This is a genomic window from Streptomyces sp. NPDC058773 (genome assembly GCF_042746015.1).
Classification (GTDB): domain Bacteria; phylum Actinomycetota; class Actinomycetes; order Streptomycetales; family Streptomycetaceae; genus Streptomyces.
In genome coordinates, this window is record NZ_JBHYPE010000009.1 from 190157 (window position 1) to 216189 (window position 26033).

Consider the following 26033-nt stretch of genomic DNA (forward strand, 5'->3'; position numbering starts at 1 on the left):
CTCCTGGGCACCCGTGCCCGCCCCTCCTCCGCTCCACCTCGCAAAGGACCCTCTGCACCATGACTGCCGCCGGCCACCGCCGCGAACACGATCTGCTCGGCGACCGGGAGATACCCGCCGACGCGTACTGGGGCGTGCACACCCTGCGCGCCGTGGAGAACTTCCCCATCACCGGTACGCCGATCGCCGCCTACCCGCACCTGATCAATGCGCTCGCCGCCGTCAAGGAAGCCGCCGCGCGGGCCAATGAGGACCTCGGACTGCTCGACGCGGAGCGGGCCGACGCGATCTCCGCCGCCTGCCGGGAGATCCGGGCCGGCGGGCAGCTGCACGACCAGTTCGTCGTGGACGTCATCCAGGGCGGCGCCGGGACCTCGACGAACATGAACGCCAACGAGGTGATCGCCAACCGGGCGCTGGAGATCCTGGGCCACGACAAGGGCGACTACGGCCATCTGCACCCCAACGAGCACGTCAACCTGAGCCAGTCGACGAACGACGTCTACCCGACGGCCGTCAACGTCGCCACGATCATCGCCGTACGGGAACTGCTCGACGCGATGACCGTCCTGCGCGAGGCGTTCGCGGCCAAGGCCGAGGAGTTCCGCGACATCCTCAAGATGGGACGCACCCAGCTCCAGGACGCGGTACCGATGACCCTGGGCCAGGAGTTCTCGGCGTACGCGGTGATGCTGGAGGAGGACCAGAGCCGGCTGGCGGAGGCGGTCCTGCTGATCCACGAGATCAACCTCGGTGCCACCGCCATCGGCACCGGCCTCAACGCCCCCGCGGGCTACGCCGAGGCGGCCCGCACCCACCTGGCCGACCTCACCGGTCTGCCGCTGGTCACCGCCGCCAACCTCGTCGAGGCCACCCAGGACTGCGGCGCGTTCGTCCATCTGTCGGGTGTCCTCAAGCGCATCGCCGTGAAGCTCTCCAAGAGCTGCAACGACCTGCGCCTGCTGTCCTCCGGTCCGCGCGCCGGGCTCGCGGAGATCAACCTGCCGCCGGTGCAGGCCGGTTCGAGCATCATGCCCGGCAAGGTCAACCCGGTGATCCCCGAGGTCGTCAACCAGGTCGCCTTCGAGGTCATCGGCAACGACGTCACCATCACCATGGCGGCCGAGGCGGGCCAGCTCCAGCTCAACGCCTTCGAGCCGGTGATCCTGCACTCCCTCTCGGAGAGCATCACCCACCTCGGGGCCGCCTGCCGCACCCTCGCCGAGCGCTGCGTGGCGGGCATCACCGCCAACACCGAGACCCTCCGGGCCAGTGTGCAGAACTCCATCGGCCTGGTCACCGCCCTCAATCCGCACATCGGCTACACCGCCGCCACCGCGATCGCCAAGGAGGCCCTGGCCACCGGGCGCGGTGTCGCCGAACTCGTCCTGGAACAGGGCCTGCTCCCGGCCGACCGGCTCGCGGCGCTGCTCCGCCCGGAGGAAATCGCCGGTACGGGGGCGGGCCGGACCGCGGTCTGAGCCCCGGCGGGCCGCGGCACAGCAAGGGTCCGGTCCCGTACGGGCCGGGCGGGCGTTCCTCTCCGGGACGCCGGCCCGGCCCGTTGGCGTGCGCCGCCGCGGCAGGCGGCCGCCGTACGACGGGTGCCGGGAGGCAGGATGGTCAGGGACGCACCCGGCCGGTACGAAGGGCCGGGGCCGCGCCGACAGCAGACCATGAAGAGACCGACCGGCACGAGAGAGAAGAGATCCGCATGCGTATCGCGCTGTGCCAGATGACGGCATCGACCGATCCGAAGGAGAACCTCGCGAAGGTCCAGGACCAGGTCCGCCGGGCGGCGCGTGAGGAGGCCCGGCTGGCGGTCCTTCCGGAGGCGGCCATGGTGCGGTTCGGGACCTCGCTCGGTCAGGTGGCCGAGCCGCTGGACGGGCCCTGGGCGGAGGGGGTGCGGGCGGTGGCCCGGGAGACCGGGGTGACGGTGGTGGTGGGCATGTTCACCCCGACGCCGGACGGGCGGGTGGCCAACACCCTGCTGGCCACCGGGCCCGGGGTCGAGGAGTCCTACGACAAGATCCATCTGTATGACGCCTTCGGGTTCCGGGAGTCCGACACGGTCGCCCCCGGCAACCGCGTGGTGACCATCGATGTCGACGGCGTCCGGGTGGGTCTGGCGACGTGCTACGACCTGCGGTTCCCCGAGCTGTTCCGGGCGCACGCCGACGCCGGGGCGACGGTCTCCGTACTGCCCGCCTCCTGGGCCGCCGGGCCGGGCAAGCGCGCGCAGTGGGACCTGCTGGTCCGGGCGCGGGCCCTGGACGCGACGGTCTGGATGGCCGCCGTCGACCAGGCCGCCCCCGATCCTCAGGCCGATCCGGAGGCCCCCACCAAGATGCCCACCGGCGTCGGGCACAGCGCCCTGATCGGTCCGGACGGGACCGTCCGCGGCCGGCTGGGCGACACCGCGGACCTGCTCATCGGGGACGTGGACGACGAGGAGACCGCCCGCGTACGGCGGGCCGTGGCGGTGCTGGACAACCGCAGCATGTAGGCCAGCACCCCGGCCATGTGGTGCTGGTCGGCGGCCGGGCCCCTTGGTGGCCCGGGGCCCGCCGCGGCCGCTCAGCCGTCGGTGCGGATCACCACCGCCAGCGTGCGCGGGCCGTGCACGCCCTCCACCCGCTCCAGCTCGATGTCGGAGGTGGCCGAGGGGCCGCTGATCAGCGTGAGCGGATGCTCCGGCGACAACTCCGCGAGCGCCTCCGGCACACCGGTCCGTACCGACGACAGATCGACCACGCAGACATGCAGGTCGGGGACGAGGGTCAGCGCCCGCCGTCCCTGGTCCGCGGCGGCGCCGTCCAGGAAGATCGTGCCGGTCTCGGCGCAGCTGACGGCGGAGGCGGTCACCACCCCGTCCAGGGCGTCGAGCCGGGACGCCGGCACGTCCGCGGAATCCGTCACCGTCTCCCCGTCGTACCCGGCCAGCCAGTCCGGATCGAGCCCCGGAGGCACCCCGATCCGTCGGGCGCCGTGCGCCCGCAGGACCTCGGCGAGCACCTCCGCGGTGGCGGCGGTGGTGCAGGTGCGCACCCGCGCGCGGTAGTCGACGAGCCGGTCGGTGAAGAGGGCGAGCCGCTCGTCGTCGGGGAGGGTGCGGCCGGTGCGGTAACCGCGCGGGACGGTCACCCCGGCCCCGTCGGAAAGGGTCAGGGCGTCCCGGACGCGGCGGAGCACCGTCTCCCGTGCGGTCGCGGTCATGAGGCCTCCTGCGGATCGTCGTCGGTGTGCCGGGCGCCTTCGTCGGCCGCGGCCCGCATCGTGGCCGCGCCCTCGGCGGAGGCGAACCAGGAGCGGAAGGACTGCTTGGGCGGGGCGGGGGTGTCCCGGCTGTCGCTCCAGCCGCTGAACGGGGGTGGCAGGCGGGACAGCGTGCCGTCCCGTCCCGCCAGCACCCGGCCGAGCCCGGCCGCCTTCTGGGCGGCCGTGAACAGTCCGGGCTGCTTCATGATCTTGGCGGCCGCCTTCATGGCGAGTTTCTCCGCGGTGGTGCCGGACTGTTCGGTGTGCTGGTGGCGCAGCTCGACCAGGAGCGACGGAATGTCGATCTTCACCGGGCAGGCGTCGAAGCAGGCGCCGCACAGACTGGAGGCGTACGGCAGCGAGCTGTTGGGATCGTTCCTGGCGCCGTGCATCCCGGCCAGCTGCGGGGTGAGCACCGCACCGATCGGGCCGGGGTAAGCCGATCCGTAGGCGTGGCCGCCCGTCCGCTCGTACACCGGGCAGACGTTGAGGCAGGCGGAGCAGCGGATGCAGTGCAGCGCGGCGCGCCCGATCCGGTCCGCGAGCGCCGCGGTCCGCCCGTTGTCGAGCAGCACGAGATGGAACTCCTGCGGGCCGTCGCCCGGCGTCACGCCCGTCCACAGCGAGGTGTACGGGTTCATCCGCTCGCCGGTCGAGGAGCGCGGCAGCAGCTGGAGGAAGACCTCCAGTTCCTGGAAGCGGGGCAGGACCTTTTCGATGCCCATGACGGTGATCAGCGTGCGGGGCATCGTCAGACACATCCGGCCGTTGCCCTCGGACTCCACCACGGCCAGGGTGCCGGTCTCGGCGATCCCGAAGTTGGCGCCGGAGACGGCCACTTGGGCCGTCATGAACTTCTCGCGCAGGAACGCACGCGCCGCGGCCGCGAGCCGGGCGGGGTCGGCGTCCAGGGCGGGGTCGACGCCCGGGATACGGCGGAGGAAGATCTCCCGGATCTCGTCGCGGTTGCGGTGGATCGCGGGCACCAGGATGTGCGACGGCCGGTCGTCGGCGAGCTGCACGATCAGCTCTGCCAGGTCGGTTTCGAGCGCCGCGACCCCCTGGCTCTCCAGGTGCTCGTTGAGGCCGATCTCCTGTGTGGCCATCGACTTGACCTTGAGGACCTCGTCGCTGCCGGTCTCCTGCACCAGGTGGGTGACGATCTCGTTGGCCTCGACGGCGTCCCGGGCCCAGTGCACGGTGCCGCCGCGCTCGGTGACCTTCCGCTCCAGCTGCTCCAGCAGTTCGGGCAGCCGGTTCATGGTGTCCGTCTTGATCGCCGAGCCGGCGTCCCGCAGCTGCTCCCAGTCGGGCAGTTCACCGGTGACGGCGAGGCGCTTGGCGCGGATGGAGTGGGTGGCCTTGCCCAGGTTGCGGCGCAACTGGGCGTTGTCCAGCTCGTCATGGGCGGCCCGGGGGAAGGCCTGCTCACCGCGCAGATGGCCCGTGCCGTACGGGGCGCGCGGGGGAACGGCGGGCATCCCGAGGAAGGTTTCGCGCGCGGCGGGGCCGGTCGGACTGCTCATCGGGTGGCCTCCGTGAGGACGTGCGGCGCGGTGCGGGTGGACGCGAGGATCTGGGCCAGGTGCAGGGTCCGGGTGCCGGCCCGGATGCGTGAGAGACCGCCGGCGATATGCATCAGGCAGGAGGAGTCACCCGCCGTGCACACCTCGGCCCCGGTGCCGGTGACCCGGTCCATCTTGTCCCGCAGCATCGCGGTGGAGGTCTCGGCGTTCTTGACCGCGAAAGTGCCGCCGAAGCCGCAGCAGGCCTCGGCCTCGGGCAGCTCCACCAGGTCGATGCCCTCGACGGCGCGCAGCAGCCGCAGCGGCTTCTCGCCGACCCGCAGCATCCGCAGGGAGTGACAGGTGGGGTGGTAGGTCACCCGGTGCGGGAAGTACGCGCCGACCTCGGTCCTGCCGAGGACGTCGACGAGGAACTCGGACAGCTCGTACGTCTTCGTCTTCACGGTGGCCACACCGGCGCGCAGGGCCGGGTCCCCGTAGCGTTCGGCGACGATCTCGTGCTGATGGCGTACCGAGCCCGTGCAGGAGCCCGAGGGCACCACCACTGCGTCGATGGACGGGTCGCCGAACTGCTCGGCGAAGTTCCGGACCAGCGGCACCGGTTCGCGCTGGTAGCCGGTGTTGACATGCATCTGGCCGCAGCAGGTCTGCTGCGGCGGAAACACCACGTCATGGCCCAGACGGGCCAGCAGGACCGCGGTGGATTTCACCGCCTCCGGGAAGAGCGTGTCTCCCAGACAGGTGGCGAAGAGTGCGATGCGCATAGGGCCTCCCTGCAACTTATGGTCCGACCATACTCGCTTCGAACCGAAGGAGAAAAGTAAGGACGCGGTTTGGTCCGACCTTATTGACATGCAACATCTTCGGTGGGCTACTGAGGGCCGTTGCGTCAGCCACACGTCGCCGCGACGGCCGGGAACGGGACGTTCAGCCCGGCCGGGCGGCGCGCAGAACTCGATGAGGAGCACTCCGTGGCCACCACTCCGCCCGCTGCCCTGGCGGCCTACACCCCCGACGTGGCCGCCGTCGGGGACAGCCTCACCCTTACCGCGCTACTCGGCCTGATACCCCTGGCCGCCTTCTTCGTCCTGCTGATGGCTGCCCGGCGGTCCGCGCTGCACTCCGCCCTCGGTGCCCTGCTGGCCGCACTCCTGGTCGCGGTCCTCGGCTACGGGATGCCGCCGGGGCTCGGCGCGCTGTCCGCCGCCCAGGGCGCGGCCTTCGGGCTCGTCCCGGTGATGCTGATCGTCGTCTCGGCGATCTGGTTCTACGAACTCACCGTGGTCAGCAGGCGTTTCGACGATCTGCGCCGCTGCTTCAACTCGGTCGGCCGCGGCGACCTGCGGGTCCAGGCCATGCTCATCGCGTTCTGCTTCGGCGGGCTCCTGGAGGCGCTCGCGGGCTTCGGCGCGCCCGTCGCGATCACCGCCGCCATGCTGATGGCGCTCGGGCTGCCCCGGATCACCGCCGCGGTGACCGTCCTGGTGGCCAACACCGCGCCGGTCGCCTTCGGCGCCATGGCCATTCCCATCACCACCGCGGGCACCCTCACCGGCATCCCCGCGGAGTCGCTCGCCGCGGTCATCGGGCGGCAGAGCCCGCTGCTCGCCCTCTTCGTGCCGCAGCTGCTGCTCTTCATCGTGGACGGGCGGCGCGGGCTGCGGCAGCTGTGGCCCGTCGCCCTGGTCACCGGGGCCGTCTTCGCCCTGGCCCAGTTCTGGTGCTCGGCGCACTTCGCCTACGAGCTGACCGATGTCGTCGCCGCGCTCGCCGGCTTCGGCGCCGCGGTGATCATGCTGCGCTTCTGGCACCCGACGACACCGGACGACCAGCGTTCCCGGGTGGCGGCCGAACCCCTGACCCGTCGCCGCACCGTCCTCGCCGTGCTGCCGTACCTCCTGGTGATCGCGGTCTTCGCGCTCGCCAAGCTCGACCTCGGCGGGCTCGACATGCCCGCGCTGCTCGGCTCCCTCACCGTCCAGATCGACTGGCCGGGGCTGTACGGCCACCTCCTCGCCCCCGACGGCTCCCCCGCCGGCAGCGCGGTCTACAAGCTGGACGTCCTGGGGAACCCCGGCACCCTGCTGATCCTCTCCGGCCTGCTCGTGATGCTCGTCTACAGCCGGGCGAAGGACGCCGACCGCTTCCCGATGACCGCGCGCACCGGCCTGACCTGCGCCGGCCGCACCCTGACGACCATGCGCACCGCCATCGCCACGGTCGCCACCGTGATGGCGCTGAGCTACGTGATGAACCAGTCGGGGCAGACCCTCGCCATCGGCACCTGGCTCGCCGCCACCGGCGGCCTCTTCGCCCTGCTCTCCCCCGTCCTCGGCTGGCTCGGCACCGCCGTCACCGGCTCGGACACCTCGTCGAACGCGCTGTTCGCCACGCTCCAGCAGACCGCCGGCAAGACCGCGGGCCTCGACCCGACCCTGCTGGTCGCCGCCAACACCACCGGCGGCGTGGTGGGCAAGCTCATCAGCCCGCAGAACCTCACCATCGCGGCGACCGCGGTGGAACTGCCGGGCAGCGAGCGGACCCTGCTGCGGAAGGTCGCCGGATACAGCGTCGCGATGCTGGCGGTGCTGTGCGTGCTGGTCCTGCTGCAGTCGCTTCCGGCGCTGTCCTGGATGCTGCCGTAGGGGTACGGGAGGGGGCGGCGGGGCCCCTCCGGCGGGGCCCCTCCTCCCTACTCCTGCTCCTCCGGCGCGTTCTCGTCGACCAGCCTGCCGTGGAAGCCGCGGATATGGGCCTCGGCCAGGTCGGCGGCCGGTGCGCCCTTGCCCGCCCGCACCAGTCGCAGCAGCTCGGTGTGCTCGGCGTTCAGCGCCTCCGCCGTGGCCGGCCAGTCCTCCGCCGTCTCCAGCGCCCGCAGGATCAGCGGACGCACCGACTCCCGCACGGCCGAGGTGAGGGTGGAGGTCAGCTGATTGCCGGAGCTGCGGGCGATGGCGACATGGAAGCGGGTGTCCAGGTCGTTGAAGTCGGCGGGCCCCACGCCGGGCTCCCGCATCCGTACGAGGAGCGCTTCCGCCTCGTCGAGGTCCTCCGCCGGGGCATGCTCCGCGGCCGCCTCGAAGCTGGAGCGCTCCAGGACCACCCGGGCCTCCAGCACATCGTGCAGCCGGTAGCTGCCGAGGGCGAAGTGCAGCCGCAGCAGCCGGCCCAGCGCATCGTCCGGGTTCCGTACGATCCGCGCCCCGGCGTCCGGCCCGCGTCCGGCCTGGGCGACCAGCACCCCGATCGTCTCCAGCACCCGCAGCGCCTCGCGCAGCGCGGACCGGCTGACGCCGAGGACCGGGGCCAGCTCGCGCTCGGGCGGCAGGCGGTCCCCGGCCTTGAGCTCACCGGCGAGCACCCGCTCCTCGATGCGCTCCAAGACGAGCTCATGCGTGCGCGACTGCCGCACAGGTCGCCATTCGGCGGTCATCCCCAACTCCCCGGCTCGGCCCTGATGCTCCCGTGCAAAAACTATGTCACACAGGGCGTGTGGTCGGACCACAGTGGCCGGGCCGGAGGCAGGGGGCTCGGCCGCGGGCGGGGCGCCGTCCACGGCCCGCCCGGACGGTCAGACCTCCAGGTCCAGACGGCGTTCCGGGCTCGGGTCCGTACGCGGGTCCGCAGGCGGGTCCTGGCCCGGGTCCGTACGCGGTCCCCGGCGTGGTTCCCGGCGCCTCGACGGCTCGCGGCGGAGCAGCTGTTCCTGGGCGGTGGCCGCGATCTCCTCCAGCACCCGCCGGCGCAGTGCCTCGGGCGGCCGCACCGCCTCCGCATCGGCCAGACACACGACGGTGGCCTCCAGCTCGGCGACCTCCCGGGTGCAGGCGTCACAGCCGGCCAGATGCCGCGAGAAGGCGGCCGCCTCCTCGGGCGGCAGGGCGTGCAGCACATACGCCCCGACCGCCTCGTGCGGATCCTCGACGGCAGACATCAGCGACCTCCCAGACAGACGCGCAGTCTCTGCAGTCCGGTGCGCATCCTCGTTTTCACCGTGCCCGTGGGGGTGGACAGCACCTCGGCGACCTCCGCGTAGGTGAGTCCCTGGTAGTAGGCGAGGACCAGCGGCAGGCGCTGGGTGTTGCCGAGGCCGGCCAGACAGCGGTAGACCTCGGCCCGTTCCTCCCGCTCCTCGATGGCCTCCACCACCTCGTCGAACGGGGTCTGGTGGGCCAGCTGCGCGGCCTTCCGCTCGCGCTCCGCGCCGGCCCGTGCCGCCCGCACCCGCTCCACCGCCCGCCGGTGGGCCAGCGTCAGGACCCACGACTTCGCGGCACCGCGCTCGGGACGGAACCGGTCGGCCTTCCGCCACACCTCGAGCATCACGTCCTGAGTCACCTCCTCAGCCTGCGCCTCGTCCCGCAGAATCCGGAAGGCCAGGCCCATGACGGGCACCACCAGGGCGTCGTACACGCCGGCGAACGCGGTCTCGTCACCCTGAGCAACCAGCACGAGCAGAGCGTCCACCTGGCGGTCCACGGCAGACCGCACCGGCGGCCGGGGCCCCTCGGATGCGGTGTGCGAGATGCTCACAACGTGTCGAACCGTCCCCTCGTCAGTCTGGTGCGGACCGTGTCCCCGGGAACGAGTGCGCCGGGACGCGTCGGCCCTGCCCTCTCAGGCTGACGCCCCATCACGGCGGTCGCAGCCGGTCGGGGCCCGTTCGGCTGAGTGCGCCCGCTCGGGGCCGGGCGCCCCGCCGCTCCGGAGCAGGTCAGCCCCGGTGTTGACTGCGGGCCACGGGGAGGAGCGATCCTTGATAAGGGGAAAAGTCAATATTTAGCAATCCATAACGCCATGGGCCTCGAATACACATTAGGTACTGCCCGTGCGACGCGAACCGGAGCGCCTGCGGGACCGGGTTGACGGACGACGGTCGTCGGCGCTTCTCCAGGGAGGTCGCAATGGTCGGAAAGCCGCTCGAAGAGTTGTCCCGGTATCCGGAGGAGCCCTCAGCCGGCCGGTCCGACGCGTACGCGCCGACGGCCGGGGTGGACGATCCGGCCGCCGGTGCGGTCGACCCTGCCACCGGACTCGAAGGTGCCTTCGCCGCCACGCTGGCCGAGGTCATGGGCACCGGGCCACCACCGGCCGACCAGCACTTCTTCGATGACCTGGGCGCCGATTCCCTGGTGATGGCACATTTCTGTGCGCGGGTCAGGAAGCGCGCCGACCTGCCGTCGGTCTCGATGAGGGACATCTATCGGTATCCGACGATTCAGGCGCTGGCCACGGCACTGGCCGACCCCGCGCCGTCCCTCCGGGCCGACCGGGCCCAGCAGCCGGCCGCGGCCCCGGCTCCAGCGGTTGCGAGCACCCCTGCGTACGTCCTCTGCGGAGCGCTACAGCTCCTGACATTCCTCGGGTACACCTGTCTCGTCGCGTTCGTCACGGCGTGGGGCTACGGGTGGATCTCCGCCGGGTCCGGTCTCGTCGACCGGTATCTGCGGTCGGTGCTGTGCGGCGCGGCCGGCCTGGTGCTGCTGTGTGCCGCACCGATCGTGGTGAAGTGGGTCCTCATCGGCCGCTGGAAGCCCGGGCAGTTCCCCGTCTGGAGCCTGCGGTACGTCCGCTTCTGGGTCGTCAAGACGCTGGTCCGCGCGAACCCGCTGGTCCTGTTCGTCGGTTCGCCGCTCTACCCGCTCTACCTCCGGGCGCTGGGCGCGCACATCGGGCGGGGTGTCACGGTCTTCTCGCGCAATGTGCCGGTCTGCACCGATCTGCTGGCCGTCGGTGACGGCACCGTCATCCGCAAGGACTCGCTCCTCAACTGCTACCGGGCACAGGCCGGACTGATCCAGACCGGTGCGGTGGCCCTCGGGGCGGGCGTGGTCATCAGCGAGGCCACCGTGCTCGACATCGACACCGCACTGGGCGACGGGGCGCAGCTGGGCCATGCCTCGTCGCTGCACCGCGGACAGCGGGTGCCCGACGGCGCGTCCTGGCACGGATCACCGGCGCAGCCGGCCGATGTGGACTTCCGCTTCGTGGGTCCGGCCGCGTGCGGCGCCGTGCGGCGGACGCTGCACAGCTGTCTGCAGCTGGCGGCCGTGCTGCTGCTGTACGTGCCGCTGGCCGTCGGCGGTGTGGCCCTGCTGCTGGCCGAGGCGCCGCAGCTCACCTCGGTGCTGGACCCCGGGCCCACGGCCCTGGGCGACTGGACGTTCTACACGGACGCCCTGCTGGCGTCCCTGCTCTTCTTCGCCGCCGTGCCCCTCGGCCTCCTCTTCCAGGCCACGGTCCCGCGACTGCTGAGCCGGACCATCCGGGCGGACAAGGTCTATCCGCTGTACGGCTTCCATTACGGGGTGCACCGGCTGATCGCCCTGACCACCAACCGGAAGTTCCTGATGCGGCTGTTCGGCGACAGCTCCGCCATCGTGCACTACCTGCGGTGCCTCGGTTACGACCTGTCGTCCCGGGTGGAACAGACCGGGTCGAACTTCGGGACCGAGGTCAAGCACGAGACGCCGTTCCTGAGTTCCGTCGGGAGCGGGACGATGGTCGCCGACGGACTGTCCGTCATGAACGCCGACTTCTCCAGTACGTCCTTCCGGGTCCTGCGGACCACCATCGGACCGCGCAACTACCTAGGGAACCGGATCGCCTACCCCTCGCGGGGCAGGACCGGCGACAACTGCCTGCTCGCGACGAAGGTGATGGTGCCGGTCGACGGCGAGGTCCGGGAGGGTGTCGGGCTCCTCGGCTCGCCCAGCTTCGAGATTCCCCGGTCGGTCCTGCGGGACAGCAGCTTCGACGAGCTGAAGCACAGCGAGCGGCTGGGCAGCCTCCTCGTCGCCAAGAACCGGCACAACGCCGCCACCATGGCGCTCTATCTCCTGGTGCGGTGGTGCTACTTCTTCGGGGTCACCCTGATCGCGGCGCTGGCCGCCGAACTCTACGACTCCCTCGGCGCCGTGTCGCTCGCGCTGGGCAACCTCCTGGTCCTGGTGTCCGGCGTCCTCTACTTCGTGCTGGTCGAGCGGGTCACGACGGCGTTCCATCCGCTGGTCCCGCTGTTCTGCTCGATCTACGACCGGCGTTTCTGGCGGCGGGAGCGGTACTGGAAGGTGCCCTCGGAGACGTATCTGATGCTCTTCAACGGCACGCCGTTCAAGAACCTGATCTGGCGGATGCTCGGCGTGCGGATCGGCCGCAAGGTCTTCGACGACGGCTGCTATCTGACCGAGCGGACCCTGGCCGCCGTCGGGGACGGCTGCACCCTCAACGCGGGGAGCGTCGTCCAGTGCCACTCGCAGGAGGACGGCGCGTTCAAGTCGGACCGCAGCACGCTGGCCGCGGGCTGCACGCTCGGCGTCGGCGCCTTCGTCCACTACGGCGTGGCCCTGGGTGACGGTGCGCTGCTCGCGCCCGACTCCTTCCTCATGAAGGGCGAGGTCGTCCCGGCGCATGCGCAGTGGGGCGGCAACCCGGCCCGGCAGATCTGCGACGGCGACACCGGCAGGGCTGGAGGTAGTAGCCGATGACCCCATCCATGACGGCTGACACCGCGCGTCTGCGCGGTGAGTTGACGGACGGCGCCTTCACCCGGATCCCGCGGTGGACCCGCGACCCGGTGCCGGGCACGGCCGCGTACGAGACGGCTCTCCCCGGCCCTCTTCCGGCGGCGCTGCGCCGGGTGGCCGGCACGCTGCGGATGCCGCTGAGTTCGGTGCTGCTGGCCGCGCACGCCAAGGTGCTCGCGGCGCTCTCCGGCGACCAGGAGATCATCACCGGTTACCTCACCGAGCGGGGCGGCACCCCGCTGCCGTGCCGGCTGACGACCGCGGCCGGCTCCTGGCGGCAGCTGCTGCTGGACACCCACCGGGCGGAGGCGGAGCTGCTGGGGCGCCGGCGGTTCCCGGCCGGCGGGCCGTCCCCCGAGACGGAGTTCGCGCTGCCCGGCGCGGACGGCGGTCCGGCCGGCGGCACCGTGCTGCGGGTGGCCCTCGCCCGCCAGGACGACCGGGACGTGCTGCGACTGCGGTACCGGACCGATGTGCTGGACGGGGATTGCGCCGCCCGGATCGGCGGCTATTACCGGACGGCGCTGACGCTGCTCACCGCCGATCCGGAGGCCGAGCACCGGCGGCAGTCCCTGCTCTCCCCCGAGGAACTGCATCTGCAGCTCGAAGGGCTGGCCGGACCGGACCGGCCGCTGCCGGACCGCCGGTTCCACGAGCTGTTCGCCCAGCAGGTGCGAGCGCACCCCGACGCCGTTGCCGCCGTGCACGGGAACCGGCGGTGGACGTACCGCGAACTCGACGTCCGCGCCAACCGGTTGGCCCATGCGCTGCTGGCCGGCGGGCTGGGCCGGGAGGACGTCGTCGCGGTGGTCACCGAACGCAACCTGGAGTGGCTGGCGGCGGTCATCGCGGTCTTCAAGGCGGGCGGTGCCTACCTGCCCGTGGAGCCGCATTTCCCGCCCGGCCGTATTGCGCTGATGCTCTCGCGCGCCGCATGCCGGCAGGTACTGACCGAACCCGCCGGCACCACCGGACTCGACCGGGCCCTGGCCTCGGTGCCCGGCGTCCGGACCCTGTTCATCGACACCGTCTGCCGCACCAGCCACCACGACCACGACCCCGCGGTCCGGGTCGACGCGGACCAGCTGGCCTACATCTACTTCACGTCGGGCTCCACCGGTGAGCCCAAGGGCGCGATGTGCGAGCACCTCGGCATGCTCAACCACCTCTACGCGAAGATCGACGACCTGGGGATCGACGAGGGGCAGGTGGTCGCCCAGACCGCGCCCCAGTGCTTCGACATCTCCCTCTGGCAACTGCTCGCGGCGCTGCTGGTCGGCGGCCGTACCCTGCTGGTCGACCAGGCGGCCGTCCTGGACGTGGGGCGCTACATCGACACGGTGGCCGACGGGCGGGCCACGGTGCTCCAGATGGTCCCGTCGTACCTGGAGGTCGTGCTGTCCTCACTGGCGCAGCGGCCGCGGGAACTGCCGGACCTGCGCTGTGTGTCGGTCACCGGTGAGGCGCTGAAGAAGGAGCTGGTCCAGCGCTGGTTCACGGCCCGGCCCGGTGTCCGGCTGGTCAACGCCTACGGTCTGACCGAGACGTCGGACGACACCAACCACGAGGTCATGGACGCGGTGCCGGACACCGAACGGGTCCCGCTCGGGCGCCCGGTGAGCAATGTGCGGGTGTACGTCGTCGACGAGCATCTGTCACCGGTGCCGCTCGGCGCCCCCGGGGAGATCGTCTTCTCCGGGATCTGCGTCGGCCGCGGGTACGTCAACGATCCCGAGCGGACCCGGCCGGCCTTTCTGCCGGACCCGCACCGTCCCGGGCAGCGGCTCTTCCGGGCCGGCGACCACGGCCGCTGGACTCCGGACGGGAAGCTGGAGTTCCTCGGCCGCAAGGACAGCCAGGTCAAGATCCGTGGCTTCCGCATCGAGACGGGGGAGATCGAGAACGCGCTGCTCCGGGTGCCCGGGGTCGGCGACGGCACGGTGGTGGTCACCCAGCGGGCGGGAGACGGCAAGCGTCTGGTGGCCGTCTACTCCGGGCGGCATGCGCTGGAGGCCGATGTCCTGCGGGGCCGGCTGGGCGAGTTGCTGCCGGAATACATGGTCCCGTCGGTCTTCCTCTGGCGGGAGAGCCTTCCGCTGACCGCCAACGGCAAGATCGACAAGAAGGCGCTGGAGGCGATCGCCGGCGGGCTCGACAACATCGAGGAGGACTTCCGCGCACCCCGGACCCCGACGGAACGGCGGCTGGCCGCGGCCTGGGCCGAGGTGCTCGGGATACCGCAGGACCGGATCGGCCGGCAGGACAACTTCTTCGACTGCGGCGGCACTTCGCTGTCGGCCGTGGCCCTCGCCATCGCCCTGGACCGGGTGGTCTCCGTCCGGGACCTCACCCGGCATCCGGTCCTCGCCGATCTCGCCCGACAGGTCGACGACGGGTCCGGGCCGCCCCGGCAGCCGGCCGCGGCCCGAGCCGCCGATGAGAGGAGAACCCCCATGGTGTCGTCACTCCCGATCTCCCTGCCCGAACTGGAACGGGAACCCGGCACGCCGCCCATGCTGCGGGCCGAGGCCACCGCCGGCGCGGCGCGGTGGACGGCCGAACGGCGGGACGCGCTGCGCGCCGTCGTCGCCGAGCACGGTGCGGTCCTGGTCCGGGGCCTGGGCATCAGCGACCCGGCGGAGACCGCCGCGGTGCTCCGCGCCCTGGACGCCGCTCCGCTGACCGAGCGGGAGGCCTTCGCCGCGCGGCAGGCCTACTCCGAGGGCGTCTACTCCTCCTCGAAGTGGCCGCCGACCCAGCCGATGTGCATGCATCACGAGCTGAGTTACACCCTGGAGTTCCCCGGGCTGATGCTGTTCGCCTGTCTGAGCACGCCCACCAGTGGCGGGGCCACCGCGGTGGCCGATTCGACGGCCGTGCTGGACGCGCTGCCACCGGACCTGACCGAGCGGTTCGAGCGGGAGGGCTGGCTGCTGACCCGCAGCTACCACCCCGAGATCGGGGCCACGCTGGGCCAGGCGTTCGGCACCGAGGACCGGGACGCCGTCGAGCGCTACTGCCGCGCCCACGCCATCCGGTTCGCCTGGCAGCCGGACGGCGGGCTGCGCACCGCACAGCGCCGCAGCGCCGTGGTCCACCACCCGGTCAGCGGCCGGCGCTGCTGGTTCAACCAGATCGCGTTCCTCAACGCCTGGACGATGGCGCCCGAGGTGCGGGACTACCTGCTCGACGAGTACGGCCCCGAGGGGCTGCCGTTCAACACCCGCTACGGAAACGGCGACCCGGTCACCGAGGACGTGGTGGACCTGCTCAACGAGGTCTACGAGGCGCACACCGCACGCCGGCCGTGGGAGGCCGGTGACCTGCTGCTCGTCGACAACATCCGTACCGCGCACAGCCGGGAGCCCTTCGAGGGGCCGAGGGACGTCGTGGTGGCCCTGGGCGACCCGGTGCGCCTGGCCGACTGCGCGCCGACCGTCGAGGTGACGCTGTCATGACCACCGTCCGCCCCACCCCGTCCCGGCCCGCCTCCCCCGGGCCGTCCCCCGCGCCGTCGTTCGCGGTGATCTCCGGTGCCCAGGTGCACAAGGCGCTGCGGGGGCGGGAGAAGGAGATCGTGGACGTGGTGGAGGCCACCTACCGGCTGCACGGCGCAGGCCAGTCGGTGAACCCGCCGTCGTCCTTCCTGCGCTTCCCCGACCGCCCGACTTCCCGGATCATCGCGCTGCCCGCCTCCATCGGCGGCACGGCGCGGGTGGACGGACTGAAGTGGATCTCCAGCTTCCCGCCGAACGTGGAGGCCGGACTCCCGCGCGCCTCGGCCGTGCTGATCCTCAACGACTACGACACCGGCTACCCGTTCGCCTGCCTGGAGAGCTCGATCATCAGCGCGACCAGGACCGCCGCGTCTGCGGCGTCGGCGGCCGGCCGGCTCAGCCGCGGGCGCCCCCGCCCGACCCGGGTCGGATTCTTCGGCACGGGCCTGATCGCCCGCTACATCCACACCTTCCTGGAAGGGACCGGCTGGTCGTTCGACGAGATCGGCGTGCACGACCTGTCCGCCGAGAGCGCGGCCGGCTTCCGCCGCTACCTGGAGCAGAGCCGTACCACCGGGCGGGTCACCGTGCACGACAGCGCGGAGGAGCTGATCCGCGCCAGCGACCTGGTGGTCTTCGCCACCGTCGCCCCGGAGCCGCATGTCCACGAGACCTGCTGGTTCGCGCACCACCCCGTGGTGCTGCATGTGTCGCTGCGTGACCTCGCCCCGCAGATCCTGCTGACGTCGACCAATATCGTCGACGACGTCGAGCACTGTCTGCGGGCCGCCACCTCCCCGCATCTGACCGAACAGCTCACCGGCAACCGGGAGTTCCTGCACGGCACGCTGGACGATGTGCTGGCCGGGCGGGTCACGGTACCGGCCGGGCGGACCGCGGTGTTCTCCCCGTTCGGCCTCGGGGTGCTCGATCTCGCGGTCGGCAAGTACGTCTACGACGAGGTGGTCCGGTCCGGGGAGCTGGAGGTCGTCGACGGCTTCTTCCACGAACTGCGGCGATACGGATGAGCAGCCGGGACCCCGGCCGCCCAGGGCCTCGCCGCCGCGCATGAGGAGAGCATCGTGCCAGTCATCACCGCGCCCTACGCGTTCAACGAGGAAGACCTCTATGTCGACCTCCGGGCGATCATCGGGTATCCGCTCTTCCTCAAGTGCGAGGGCTTCAACTTCGCCGGCTCGATCAAGCTGAAGGCCGCGACCGAGATGGTGGAGTCCGCCGAACGGGCCGGAGACCTGCGTCCGGAGACGATCCTGGTCGAGTCCTCGTCCGGCAACCTCGGCGTGGCACTCAGCATGATCGCGGCGAGCAAGGGCTACCGCTTTCTGTGTGTGACGGACTCCCGCTGCAACCTGGCGACCCGGCTGATGATGGAGGCCCTGGGCAGCGAGGTGCATGTGGTCGCCGACCAGGAGTCCAACGGCGGTTTCCTCGGCGCCCGGCTGGCGTACATCCGCAGTCTGTGCGCCTCCGACGACCGGTATCTGTGGGTCAGCCAGTACACCAATCCGAGCAACTGGCAGGCGCACTACCGCCGGACGGCACCGGCCATCGCCCGCGCCTTCCCGCGGCTGGACCTGCTGTTCGTCGGCGCCGGCACCACCGGCACCCTGATGGGCTGCGCCCGCTACTTCCGGGAGTGGCACCGGCCGGTGCGGATCGTCGCCGTGGACAGCGTCGGCTCGGTGACCTTCGGCGGTACGCCGGGGCACCGGATGATCCCTGGCCTGGGCATGAGCGTCCGGCCGCCGCTGCTCGACGAGTCCTACGTGGACGATGTCGTCCGGGTCGCCGAGGCGGACACCATCCGCACCTGCCACCGGCTGGCCAAACGCGGCTTCGTGTTCGGCGGCTCGACCGGCACCGTGGTCAGTGGCGCGACGGACTGGCTGTCCCGCCACGAGGTCCGGGGCCGGACGGCGGTGGCCATCTCCCCTGACCTCGGCGAGCGCTACCTCGACACCGTCTACCACGACAACTGGGTCCAGGACCTGTACGGCGACGACGTCCTCGCCCCCGGACCCGCCTTCGAGGCCTCCGACATCCCCCCGTCCGGCCTCGCCCCACCGCCGGGAGGGCTGGAGCCGTCCTCGCGCCGGCGGCGTCGGCACGAGGAGCGGTGAGGCGGGGTGAGGCGGGCGCCTCGCCGGGCCACCGAGCCGGCGCCCGGCGGTCGGGACGGTGCGCCACCGGTCAGCCCTCCCCGCCGCTCAGACACTCGGCGACCCACCGGTGGAAGGCCCCGATGTGGTGCTCGCTGGGGACCAGTACGCCGCCGGTGCGGTAGGCGCGGGAGTGCATGGCCGGCTGGGTGCGCTCGCAGGCTGCGAAGTCCTGGGTGTTGACGCGGTGGAAGAGTTCGACGGACTTGGAGACATCGGCGCCGGAGTCGATGACCTCGGGGAGGTACAGCCAGTCGCATTCGACGACGGTGTGGTCGGGGGCCGTCGGGAACATCCGGTGGACGATGACATGGTCCGGGACGAGGTTGACGAAGACCTGCGGGCGGACCGTGATCGCGTAGTAGCGGCGGTCCTGGGTGTCCTCGATGCCGGGGAGCCGGCCGAAGCCCTCGGTGCCGTCCACGGTGAAGCCGGTGGCCTCGTCGGCGAAGGCCGCACCGTGCCCGACGTAGTACTGGGCGGCGAAGCCGTCGGCGAACTCCGGTAGGACATCGGTGAGTTCGGGATGGATGGTGGCGCAGTGGTAGCACTCCATGAAGTTCTCGATGATGAGCTTCCAGTTGGCGCGCACGTCATAGGTGCGCCGCTTGCCGAGGGCGAGGCCCTCGGTGCGGTAGCGGTCGAGGGAGGCGGTGTCACCCAGCCGTTCGACGGCCGCGCCGATCACGGTGTCCTCGAAGGACGGCGGCTCGTCGGCCAGGCACACCCAGGCGTAGCCGAGCCACTCGCGCAGCGGCACGGTGACCAGACCGCGTTCGGTGCGGTCGACGTCCGGCATCTTCTGGAGGTTGGGGGCGGCCACCAGGCGGCCGTCGAGGTCGTAGGTCCAGGCGTGGTAGGGGCACTGGAGGTTGCGGCGGACCTCTCCGGACTCCTCGGTGCACAGCTGCGCGCCGCGGTGCCGGCAGACGTTGAGGAAGGCGCGCAGTGCGCCGGAGCGGTTGCGGGTGATCAATACGCTCTCCCCGCCGACCCGGACCGTGCGGAAGGCACCGGGCTTGTCCAGGTCGGCGCTGCGGACCGCGCAGAACCACAGCCGCTCGAAGATCTTCTCCTGTTCCTGGCCGAAGATCTCCGGGTCGGTGTAGTGGTGGCCGGCGAGGGTGGCGATCAGGCTCGGGGCGGTCGCGGTCGCGCTGGGTGCGGTCGGGGAGGACTCGGTGGGCGTGGTCGTCATGGATGCTCTCCTCACACGGCCGTGGCGGTGGGCCGGCCGGGGCTGCCCCCGGCGAAGCGGCGGGACGGGGCGAACAGCTCGATGGGGTGCGTGGTTTCACCGGTCATCTGGTGCGGGAGGTCCCCCTGGCGGGCGGCTTCCAGAATGCCGTGGACGGTGCGGCTGTCGGGACGGCCGGGCATCACCCCGCCGCAGAGGGTGGCGGTCTCCCGGCCGGTGTCCCGCTCCAGCTTCCCGAACATCTCGTAGGAGCGCAGCAGCAGCGGCACGTAGGCGGGGTCCTCGAAGCAGGACTGCCGGGTGATGCGCGAACCGCCGTGGCTGGAGCCGCGGTTGTGCACCGGGCCGGACTTCTCCAGGCCGAGGGCCCGGGCGCCCCGGGCGGCGAGGTGGTGGGCGGCGGCGCTGCCCAGGCCGCCGAGGCCGAGGACGATGACGTCGTAGGTGGGAGCCATGCGGTTGCTCCTTCTGCGTACGGAGTCGAGCAGGTCGCCGGGCCCGCGGACGAGCCGGGTGCTATCTGCGGATGCGCTCCATCTGCGGGTCGAAGAGCGGCTCCGTGGCGACGGTGGCGGGGATCTTCTCGCCGAAGTACTCGATGTGGACGGGGGTGCCGGGGACCGCCACGCCGGCCGGCAGCCAGGCGTAGGCGATACCGCGGCCGAGGGTGTAGCCGTAGGCGGCGGAGGTGACGTAACCGGCCGGGGCGCCGAAGGGGGCACCTCCCGCTCGGGCGGAGTCGGGAGTGTGGGCGAAGACCGGTTCCTTGCCGAGGACGACGGCCGCCGGGTCGTCGAGGGTGAGGCAGGTGAGCCGGCGGGACACGGTCTCCTCGCTGCGGCCCGCCAGCGCCGCCCGGCCGAGGAAGTCGCCCTTGGCGGGGCGGACCGCGAAGCCGACCCCGGCCTCGTACGGGTCGTGCTCGGTGGTCATGTCATGGCCCCAGGCGCGGTACCCCTTCTCCAGGCGGAGGCTGTTGAAAGCGCTGCGCCCGGCGGCGATCACCCCGTGCTCCCGGCCGGCCTCCCAGAGCGTGTCCCACAGCCGCAGCCCCAGGTCGGCGGTGGTGTACAGCTCCCAGCCCAGCTCACCTACGTACGACAGGCGCATCGCCGTGACCGGCACATGGCCGAGGTAGGTCTGCTTCGCCCGGAAGTAGCCGAAGGCCTGGTGCGAGAAGTCGTCGCGGGTCAGCGGCTGGACCAGGGCGCGGGCGAGCGGGCCCCAGACGCCGATGCAGCAGGTGCCGGAGGTGAGGTCGCGGACCTGGACCCCCTCGTCGGGGGCGTGCCGCAGCAGCCAGTCGAGGTCGGCTCCGCTGTTGGCTCCGACCTGGAAGCGGTCCGGGGCGAGCCGGGCGACGGTGAGGTCGGAGCGGATGCCGCCGGTCTCGTCGAGGAGCAGGGTGTAGGTGACGGCGCCCGGCTTCTTCGCCAGGTTGTTGCTGGTCATCCGCTGGAGGAAGGCGAGGGCTCCGGGGCCGGTGACCTCCAGTCTGCGCAGCGGGGTCATGTCGTAGAGGGCGACCTTCTCGCGGGTGGCCCTGGCCTCCGCGGCGGCGACCGGCGACCAGTGACGGGCCGACCAGGCGTCCCGCGCCGGGAGTTCGAGGCCTTCGGCGAGCGGGGCGTTGGCCTCGTACCAGTGTGGGCGCTCCCAGCCGCCGCCCTCCAGGAAGTACGCGCCGAGCTCCTGCTGCCGCGGGTAGAAGGGGCTGGTGCGCAGCGGCCGTGGCGCTTCCATGGGCTGGAGCGGGTGGATGACGTCATAGACCTCGATGAAGTTCTGGGCTCCGCGGTCGGCGATATAGGCGGGCGAGCGCTGGGCGTCCTCGAAGCGGTGGAGGTCGCACTCATGGATGTCGGCGGCCGGCCGTCCGTCCGTCATCCACTCGGCGACGGCCCTGGCGACGCCCGCGGAGTGGGTGACCCAGACCGCCTCGGCGAGCCAGAAGCCGCGCAGGGCGCGGGATTCGCCGAGCACCGGCATGCCGTCGGGGGTGAAGGAGAAGACGCCGTTGAAGCCGTCGGCCACCCGGGACGAGCCCAGTGCGGGCAGCAGTCCGACGCTGTCCTGCCAGCTCGGCGCGAAGTCCTCGGCGGTGAAGGGCAGTGAGGACGGCATGACGGGAGCCTCGTCGAAGGCGGCTACCGCGAAGGGGTCGACGGGCATCGGACGGTGGGCGTAGGAACCGATGCCGATCCGGTCGGTGTGCTCGCGGAAGTAGAGGTCACGGTCCTGGAAGCGCAGGATCGGCTTGCTCGCCTCGTCCCGCGGGTCGTTGACGCCCGCGAGTTCGGGGAGCGGTGCGGTCTTGGCGTACTGGTGGGCGAGCGGGAGCAGGGGCACATCCACCCCGGCCATCGCGCCGATCACCGGGCCCCAGAAGCCGGCGGCCGAGACGACGTGGTCGGCGGGGAAGGTGCCGCGGTCGGTGGTGACGCCGGTGACGCGGCCGTCCTCCCGCTCGATCCCGGTGACGGTGTGCCGCTCCAGGAAGCGGGCGCCGCGCCGCTCGGCCCGCGCGATCTGGGCACGGCAGGCGAGCACGGCGCGGGCCAGGCCGTCGTCGGGGGTGTGGAAGCCGCCGTACAGCACGGTCTCGTCCAGCATCGGCCACAGCTCCTTGCACTGCTGCGGTCCGATCAGTTCGCCGCGGACGCCCCAGGACGCCGCGAGCCCGGCCTTGCGGTGCAGATCGGCCCAGCGGGCCTCGGTGGTGGCGATCTCCAGTCCGCCGACCTGGTGGAAGCAGGGCAGCCCGGCGACATCGAGGGAGCGGAACTTCTGGACGGTGTAGGCGGCGAATGCGGTCAGGGTCTTGGAGGGTCCGGTCTGGAAGACCAGGCCGGGGGCGTGCGAGGTGGAGCCGCCGGGAGCCGGCAGCGGGCCCTGTTCGAGGACGGTGACCTCGGTCCAGCCGCGGGCGGTCAGCTCATCGGCGAGGGAGCAGCCGACGATGCCGGCACCGATGACAACCACGCGGGAACTGTGGGCGGGCGTACGGGACATGTCCCTCCTCCTGCTGGTCGGGATGGTGCACCGGGGCGTCTGTGACGCCGTTACAGGACCACGACGGAGCGCAGCACCCGGCCGTCACGCATCTTGTCGAACGCGGACTCCACCTCGTCCAGGGCGATCGTCTCGGTGACGAATCCGCCGAGGTCGAGCCGTCCGCTGAGGTAGCGGTCGATCAGGACGGGGAAGTCGCGGCTGGGCAGGCAGTCGCCGTACCAGGAGGACTTCAGGGCGCCGCCGCGGGAGAAGAGGTCGAGGAGCGGCAGCTCGATGCGCATGTCCGGCTCGGGGACGCCGACCTGGACGAGGGTCCCCGCCAGGTCCCGCATGTAGAAGGCCTGCCGGTAGGTCTCGGGGCGGCCCACCGCGTCGATCACCACATCCGCGCCATGACCGCCGGTCAGTCCGCGGACCGCCTCGACGGGGTCCGTACCACGGGAGTTGACGGTGTCGGTGGCACCGAAGCGGGTCGCGCCGTCCAGCTTCCGGTCGTCGATGTCGACCGCGATGACCCGGCGCGCACCGGCGATCGAGGCCCCGGCGACGGCCGCGTTGCCGACCCCGCCGCAACCGATGACCGCGACGGTGTCCCCGCTGCCCACCCCGCCGGTGTGCACCGCCGCGCCGTACCCGGCCATCACGCCACAGCCGATCAAACCGGCCGCCTCGGGGCGGGCGTTGGGATCGACCTTGACCGCCTGCTCTGCTGCGACCAGCGTCTTCTCGGCGAACGCGCCGATGCCCAGGGCCGTCGTCAGCTCGGTGCTGTCCGACAAGGTCATCGGCTGCACGGCGTTGCGGGAGTCGAAGCAGTACCAGGGCCGGCCGCGGCGGCAGGACCGGCACTGGCCACAAGGCGCCCGCCAGGCGAGTACGACGTAGTCGCCCGGGGCGAGTCCGGTGACGCCGGGGCCGACCGCCTCGATGACACCGGCCGCCTCATGGCCGAGGAGGAAAGGGAAGTCATCGCTGATCGCCCCTTCCCGATAGTGCAGGTCGGTGTGGCAGACCCCGCAGGCCTGGACGGCGACGAGCACTTCTCCCGGGCCGGGGTCCGGCACCAGAATCGTCCGCAGCTCCACGGGTGCGCCCTGTTTCGCCGCGACGACGGCATGGACTTCGTGTGGCATGCCCTACCCCTCACAGTGTTGCGCACTGCACGACTGGTTGCGCGATGAGAGACATCGTGGAGACGCCGGATCGGCACCGTCAAGAGGTTCGGGCCGGCTCTTCGTGCCGGCCCCAAGAAGCTGCAGGACATGGCCGCGGACGCACCGGCCGGACGGGGAGACAGACACCCGGCCGGACACCGGGGCGGGGCCGGAACACCCCCTCCGGCCCCGCCTCCGCACCCGCCCGTCACCGCCTCAACAGCCGTACCCCATCCGCCGCGACAGCTCCCCGGCCGCGGCAACCGTGCCGTCGACGACCTCCGGCAGCCGCTCCTCGGCCAGCCGGTAGGCGGGCACCGACACACTGATCGCCCCGATCACCGCACCGTCGGGCCCCCGCACCGGCGCCGCGACCGCCCGCAGCCCGAGCTCCAGCTCCTCGGACGCCACCGCGAACCCGCGCTCGACCACCTCGGCCAGGTCACGGCGCAGCGCGTTCGCCGAGGTGACCGTCCGCTCGGTGAGCCGCGGCAACTTCCTGGCCAGTACGGCTTCCTGGACCGCTGCGGGCTGGAACGCGAGCAGCGCCTTGCCGCTGGAGGTGGCATGCAGCGGCGTGCGCCGGCCGAGCCAGTTCTGCGCGGTGACCGACGCCCGGCCGCGCACCTGCATGATGTTGACGGCGGCATCGCCCTGCAGCACCGCGATGTTGACCGTCTCCCCCAGCTCGTCGGCCAGCCGCCGGCAGACCGCCGCGCCTTCCTGGGAGATGTCCAGCCGTACGGCCGCCGCCCCTGCCAGCCGCAGCACCCCGGCGCCGAGATGGTACGTGCCGCGCTCCTGGTCCTGCCCGACCAGCCCGCGATTCTCCAGCACACCGAGCAGCCGGAACGCGGTCGACTTGTGGACGCCCAGCTCCTCGGCGAGCTCGGCCACCCCGGCCGCACCGCGCCGGGCCAGGATCTCCAGCACGGTCACGGCCCGGTCCACCGACTGCACGCCGCCCGGCTGCTTCGGCGGCCGGTCCGCCGCCCGCCCCGCCACGATGTCCGCCATTGGATCTCCCCACCTGACACCCCGGCCGGGGCGCGGGAATTGAAGGGCCGGCATTTCCGGGGACCGCTTGACGCGTCCGCTCCCCGGCTGGATTCTGTTGCGCATAGCGCCTCATCGTGCGCATCGTGAAACTCGATGATACCGAACAGTAACAGGGGGTCCCATGATTCCTGTCTGCCCTCTCGCCGATCTGCCCACCGGTGAGTCCGTACGCATCGACACCGCACCGCCGATCGCCGTCTTCAACGCCGACGGGCAGGTGTACGCCATCGACGACACCTGCACCCACCAGGACGCCTCGCTCGCGGACGGCTGGCTGGAGGGGTGCCTGGTCGAATGCCCGCTGCACGCCGCGTCGTTCGACCTCCGCACCGGAGCGGCGACCTGCCTGCCCGCCCGCCGGGCCGTGCGCACCCACCCCGTGACCGTCGAGGACGGCATGATCTACGTCCACCACGCCGCGGAGGAGGGCACCGCCGCATGAAGTCGGTCGCTGTCATCGGGGCCTCGCTGGCGGGGCTGTACGCGGCTCGCGCCCTGCGCGCCCAGGGGTTCGACGGCCGGCTGGTGATCGTCGGGGCGGAACACCACCGCCCCTACGACCGGCCGCCGCTGTCGAAGGACTTCCTCACCGGCGCCACCGCCGGACCGGGTCAACTGGCCCTGACCGACGCCGAGGAGAGCGCCGAGCTCGACGCCGAATGGCTGCTCGGCACCCGAGCCACCGCTCTCGACCCCCATGGGCGGACGGTGCTCCTCGACGGCGGACGGTCGCTGACCACCGACGGCCTGGTCATCGCCACCGGCGCCACCCCGCGCCGGCTCCCGGGCCCGGTCCCCGCCGGCACACACACCCTGCGCACCGTCGAGGACGCCCAGGCGCTGCGCGCGGAGCTGACCCGGGGCCCGGTCCGGGTCGTGGTGATCGGCGGCGGCTTCATCGGCGCCGAGGTCGCCTCGTCCTGCGCCCGCCTCGGCCATGACGTCACCGTGGTCGAAGCCGCTCCGCTGCCCCTCGTCCCCCAACTCGGCGAAGCGATGGCCGAGATCTGCGCCGCCCTCCACGCGGACCACGGCGTCGCCCTGCGCACCGGAACCGGCGTGGCCCGCCTGCACGACGGCGGCACCGGGAACCGCGTCACCGGGGTGGAGCTGACCGACGGCCGGCAGCTCCCCGCCGATGTCGTCGTCATCGGCATCGGGGTACGCCCCCGCACCGACTGGCTCGCGGACTCCGGACTGCCGCTGAACGACGGGGTGTGCTGCGACGCGGGCGGGGTCACCGGCCTGCCGCACATCGTCGCGGCCGGCGATGTCGCCAGGTGGGACGGCATCCGCGCCGAGCACTGGACCAGCGCCACCGAGCAGGCCGCGGTCGCCGCCCGGAACCTGCTCGCCGGACGCACCGTCACCACCCACCGGAGCCTGCCGTATTTCTGGTCCGACCAGTACGGGGTGCGACTCCAGTTCGCCGGCCGGCGGCTGCCCACCGACACCCCGCGCATCGTCGAGGGCTCGCCCGACGACCGCAGCTTCCTCGCCTGCTACGAACGCGACGGGCGCACCACCGCCGTCCTGGCCCTCAACCGCCCCCGCCCCTTCATGCGCCTGCGTCGCGAACTCACCCGCGCCGCCCAGCCGGCCACCGCCTGACCTCCG

General features: G+C 72.1%; 19 protein-coding genes and 1 pseudogene. 9 read left to right on the forward strand and 11 right to left on the reverse strand.

Annotated features, from left to right (window positions below):
• Positions 1–59: 59 nt before the first annotated feature.
• The gene (aspA, locus tag ACFW5B_RS11385) at positions 60–1481 is read left to right on the forward strand and encodes an aspartate ammonia-lyase (RefSeq protein ID WP_386436791.1); all 1422 of its coding nucleotides are present in this window, start codon (positions 60–62) and stop codon (positions 1479–1481) included.
• Between the two features lie 233 nt (positions 1482–1714).
• Positions 1715–2509, forward strand: coding sequence for a carbon-nitrogen hydrolase family protein (locus ACFW5B_RS11390; RefSeq protein ID WP_386436793.1), 795 nt, complete (start codon positions 1715–1717; stop codon positions 2507–2509).
• A gap of 71 nt (positions 2510–2580) precedes the next feature.
• On the opposite strand, the gene ACFW5B_RS11395 is transcribed toward ACFW5B_RS11390, so the two are convergent.
• From ACFW5B_RS11395 to ACFW5B_RS11405, 3 genes are read right to left on the reverse strand one after another with little or no spacing between them, the layout of a single operon-like run.
• Positions 2581–3219, reverse strand: a complete 639-nt coding sequence (locus ACFW5B_RS11395; RefSeq protein ID WP_386436796.1) for a lactate utilization protein C — start codon at positions 3217–3219, stop codon at positions 2581–2583.
• Positions 3216–4787 carry a LutB/LldF family L-lactate oxidation iron-sulfur protein gene (locus ACFW5B_RS11400; protein WP_386436799.1) on the reverse strand — a complete coding sequence of 524 codons (1572 nt, stop codon included), beginning with the start codon at positions 4785–4787 and terminating at the stop codon, positions 3216–3218. Before ACFW5B_RS11400 ends, ACFW5B_RS11395 begins: the two co-directional genes overlap by 4 nt.
• Entirely contained in the window at positions 4784–5551 is a 768-nt protein-coding gene (locus ACFW5B_RS11405; protein WP_386436802.1) for a (Fe-S)-binding protein, read from the reverse strand. The genes ACFW5B_RS11400 and ACFW5B_RS11405 overlap by 4 nt, the downstream gene beginning before the upstream one ends.
• Before the next feature lie 207 nt (positions 5552–5758).
• Here ACFW5B_RS11405 and ACFW5B_RS11410 point away from each other — a divergent pair, with 207 nt between their 5' ends.
• Complete coding sequence (locus ACFW5B_RS11410; RefSeq protein ID WP_386436805.1) at positions 5759–7432, forward strand: L-lactate permease; 1674 nt, start codon at positions 5759–5761, stop codon at positions 7430–7432.
• 47 nt (positions 7433–7479) lie between these two features.
• Here the strand turns inward: ACFW5B_RS11410 and ACFW5B_RS11415 are convergent, their stop codons facing one another.
• The 3 genes from ACFW5B_RS11415 to sigK all read right to left on the reverse strand — a co-directional run bounded on the left by ACFW5B_RS11415 (position 7480) and on the right by sigK (position 9314).
• Positions 7480–8220, reverse strand: coding sequence for a FadR/GntR family transcriptional regulator (locus ACFW5B_RS11415; RefSeq protein WP_386436808.1), 741 nt, complete (start codon positions 8218–8220; stop codon positions 7480–7482).
• 138 nt (positions 8221–8358) lie between these two features.
• Complete coding sequence (locus ACFW5B_RS11420; protein WP_386436811.1) at positions 8359–8721, reverse strand: zf-HC2 domain-containing protein; 363 nt, start codon at positions 8719–8721, stop codon at positions 8359–8361.
• Entirely contained in the window at positions 8721–9314 is a 594-nt protein-coding gene (gene sigK / locus ACFW5B_RS11425; RefSeq protein ID WP_386436896.1) for an ECF RNA polymerase sigma factor SigK, read from the reverse strand. Before sigK ends, ACFW5B_RS11420 begins: the two co-directional genes overlap by 1 nt.
• A 377-nt stretch (positions 9315–9691) precedes the next feature.
• Between sigK and ACFW5B_RS11430 the strand changes: the two genes are divergently transcribed.
• Genes ACFW5B_RS11430 through sbnA form a run of 4 tightly spaced genes read left to right on the forward strand, consistent with a single transcriptional unit; the run spans position 9692 to position 17951 of the window.
• A complete protein-coding gene (locus ACFW5B_RS11430) occupies positions 9692–12274 on the forward strand; it encodes a Pls/PosA family non-ribosomal peptide synthetase (protein WP_386436814.1) in 2583 nt (860 codons plus the stop codon).
• A gap of 8 nt (positions 12275–12282) precedes the next feature.
• A complete protein-coding gene (locus ACFW5B_RS11435) occupies positions 12283–15771 on the forward strand; it encodes an amino acid adenylation domain-containing protein (protein ID WP_386436817.1) in 3489 nt (1162 codons plus the stop codon).
• On the forward strand, positions 15768–16838 hold the full coding sequence (gene sbnB, locus ACFW5B_RS11440) for a 2,3-diaminopropionate biosynthesis protein SbnB (protein WP_386436819.1): 1071 nt from the start codon (positions 15768–15770) through the stop codon (positions 16836–16838). The genes ACFW5B_RS11435 and sbnB overlap by 4 nt, the downstream gene beginning before the upstream one ends.
• 54 nt (positions 16839–16892) lie before the next feature.
• The gene (gene sbnA / locus ACFW5B_RS11445; RefSeq protein WP_386436822.1) at positions 16893–17951 is read left to right on the forward strand and encodes a 2,3-diaminopropionate biosynthesis protein SbnA; all 1059 of its coding nucleotides are present in this window, start codon (positions 16893–16895) and stop codon (positions 17949–17951) included.
• Between the two features lie 70 nt (positions 17952–18021).
• On the opposite strand, the gene ACFW5B_RS11450 is transcribed toward sbnA, so the two are convergent.
• The 5 genes and pseudogenes from ACFW5B_RS11450 to ACFW5B_RS11470 all read right to left on the reverse strand — a co-directional run bounded on the left by ACFW5B_RS11450 (position 18022) and on the right by ACFW5B_RS11470 (position 24374).
• Positions 18022–19188: an aromatic ring-hydroxylating dioxygenase subunit alpha gene (locus ACFW5B_RS11450; RefSeq protein WP_386436824.1), complete on the reverse strand. Its 1167-nt coding sequence runs from the start codon at positions 19186–19188 to the stop codon at positions 18022–18024.
• A 104-nt stretch (positions 19189–19292) separates the two neighbouring features.
• Positions 19293–19643 (reverse strand): annotated as a pseudogene (locus tag ACFW5B_RS11455) (FAD-dependent oxidoreductase); the annotation flags it as partial.
• 61 nt (positions 19644–19704) lie between these two features.
• Entirely contained in the window at positions 19705–22200 is a 2496-nt protein-coding gene (locus ACFW5B_RS11460) for an FAD-dependent oxidoreductase (RefSeq protein WP_386436827.1), read from the reverse strand.
• Positions 22201–22250: 50 nt separating this feature from the next.
• Positions 22251–23336, reverse strand: a complete 1086-nt coding sequence (locus ACFW5B_RS11465; RefSeq protein ID WP_386436830.1) for an S-(hydroxymethyl)mycothiol dehydrogenase — start codon at positions 23334–23336, stop codon at positions 22251–22253.
• 237 nt (positions 23337–23573) lie between these two features.
• Positions 23574–24374: an IclR family transcriptional regulator gene (locus tag ACFW5B_RS11470; protein WP_386436833.1), complete on the reverse strand. Its 801-nt coding sequence runs from the start codon at positions 24372–24374 to the stop codon at positions 23574–23576.
• A gap of 163 nt (positions 24375–24537) precedes the next feature.
• On the opposite strand from ACFW5B_RS11470, the gene ACFW5B_RS11475 reads away from it, so the two are divergent.
• Both ACFW5B_RS11475 and ACFW5B_RS11480 read left to right on the forward strand, forming a co-directional pair.
• Complete coding sequence (locus tag ACFW5B_RS11475; protein ID WP_386436836.1) at positions 24538–24858, forward strand: bifunctional 3-phenylpropionate/cinnamic acid dioxygenase ferredoxin subunit; 321 nt, start codon at positions 24538–24540, stop codon at positions 24856–24858.
• A complete protein-coding gene (locus ACFW5B_RS11480; RefSeq protein WP_386436839.1) occupies positions 24855–26027 on the forward strand; it encodes an NAD(P)/FAD-dependent oxidoreductase in 1173 nt (390 codons plus the stop codon). The genes ACFW5B_RS11475 and ACFW5B_RS11480 overlap by 4 nt, the downstream gene beginning before the upstream one ends.
• Positions 26028–26033: the final 6 nt, after the last annotated feature.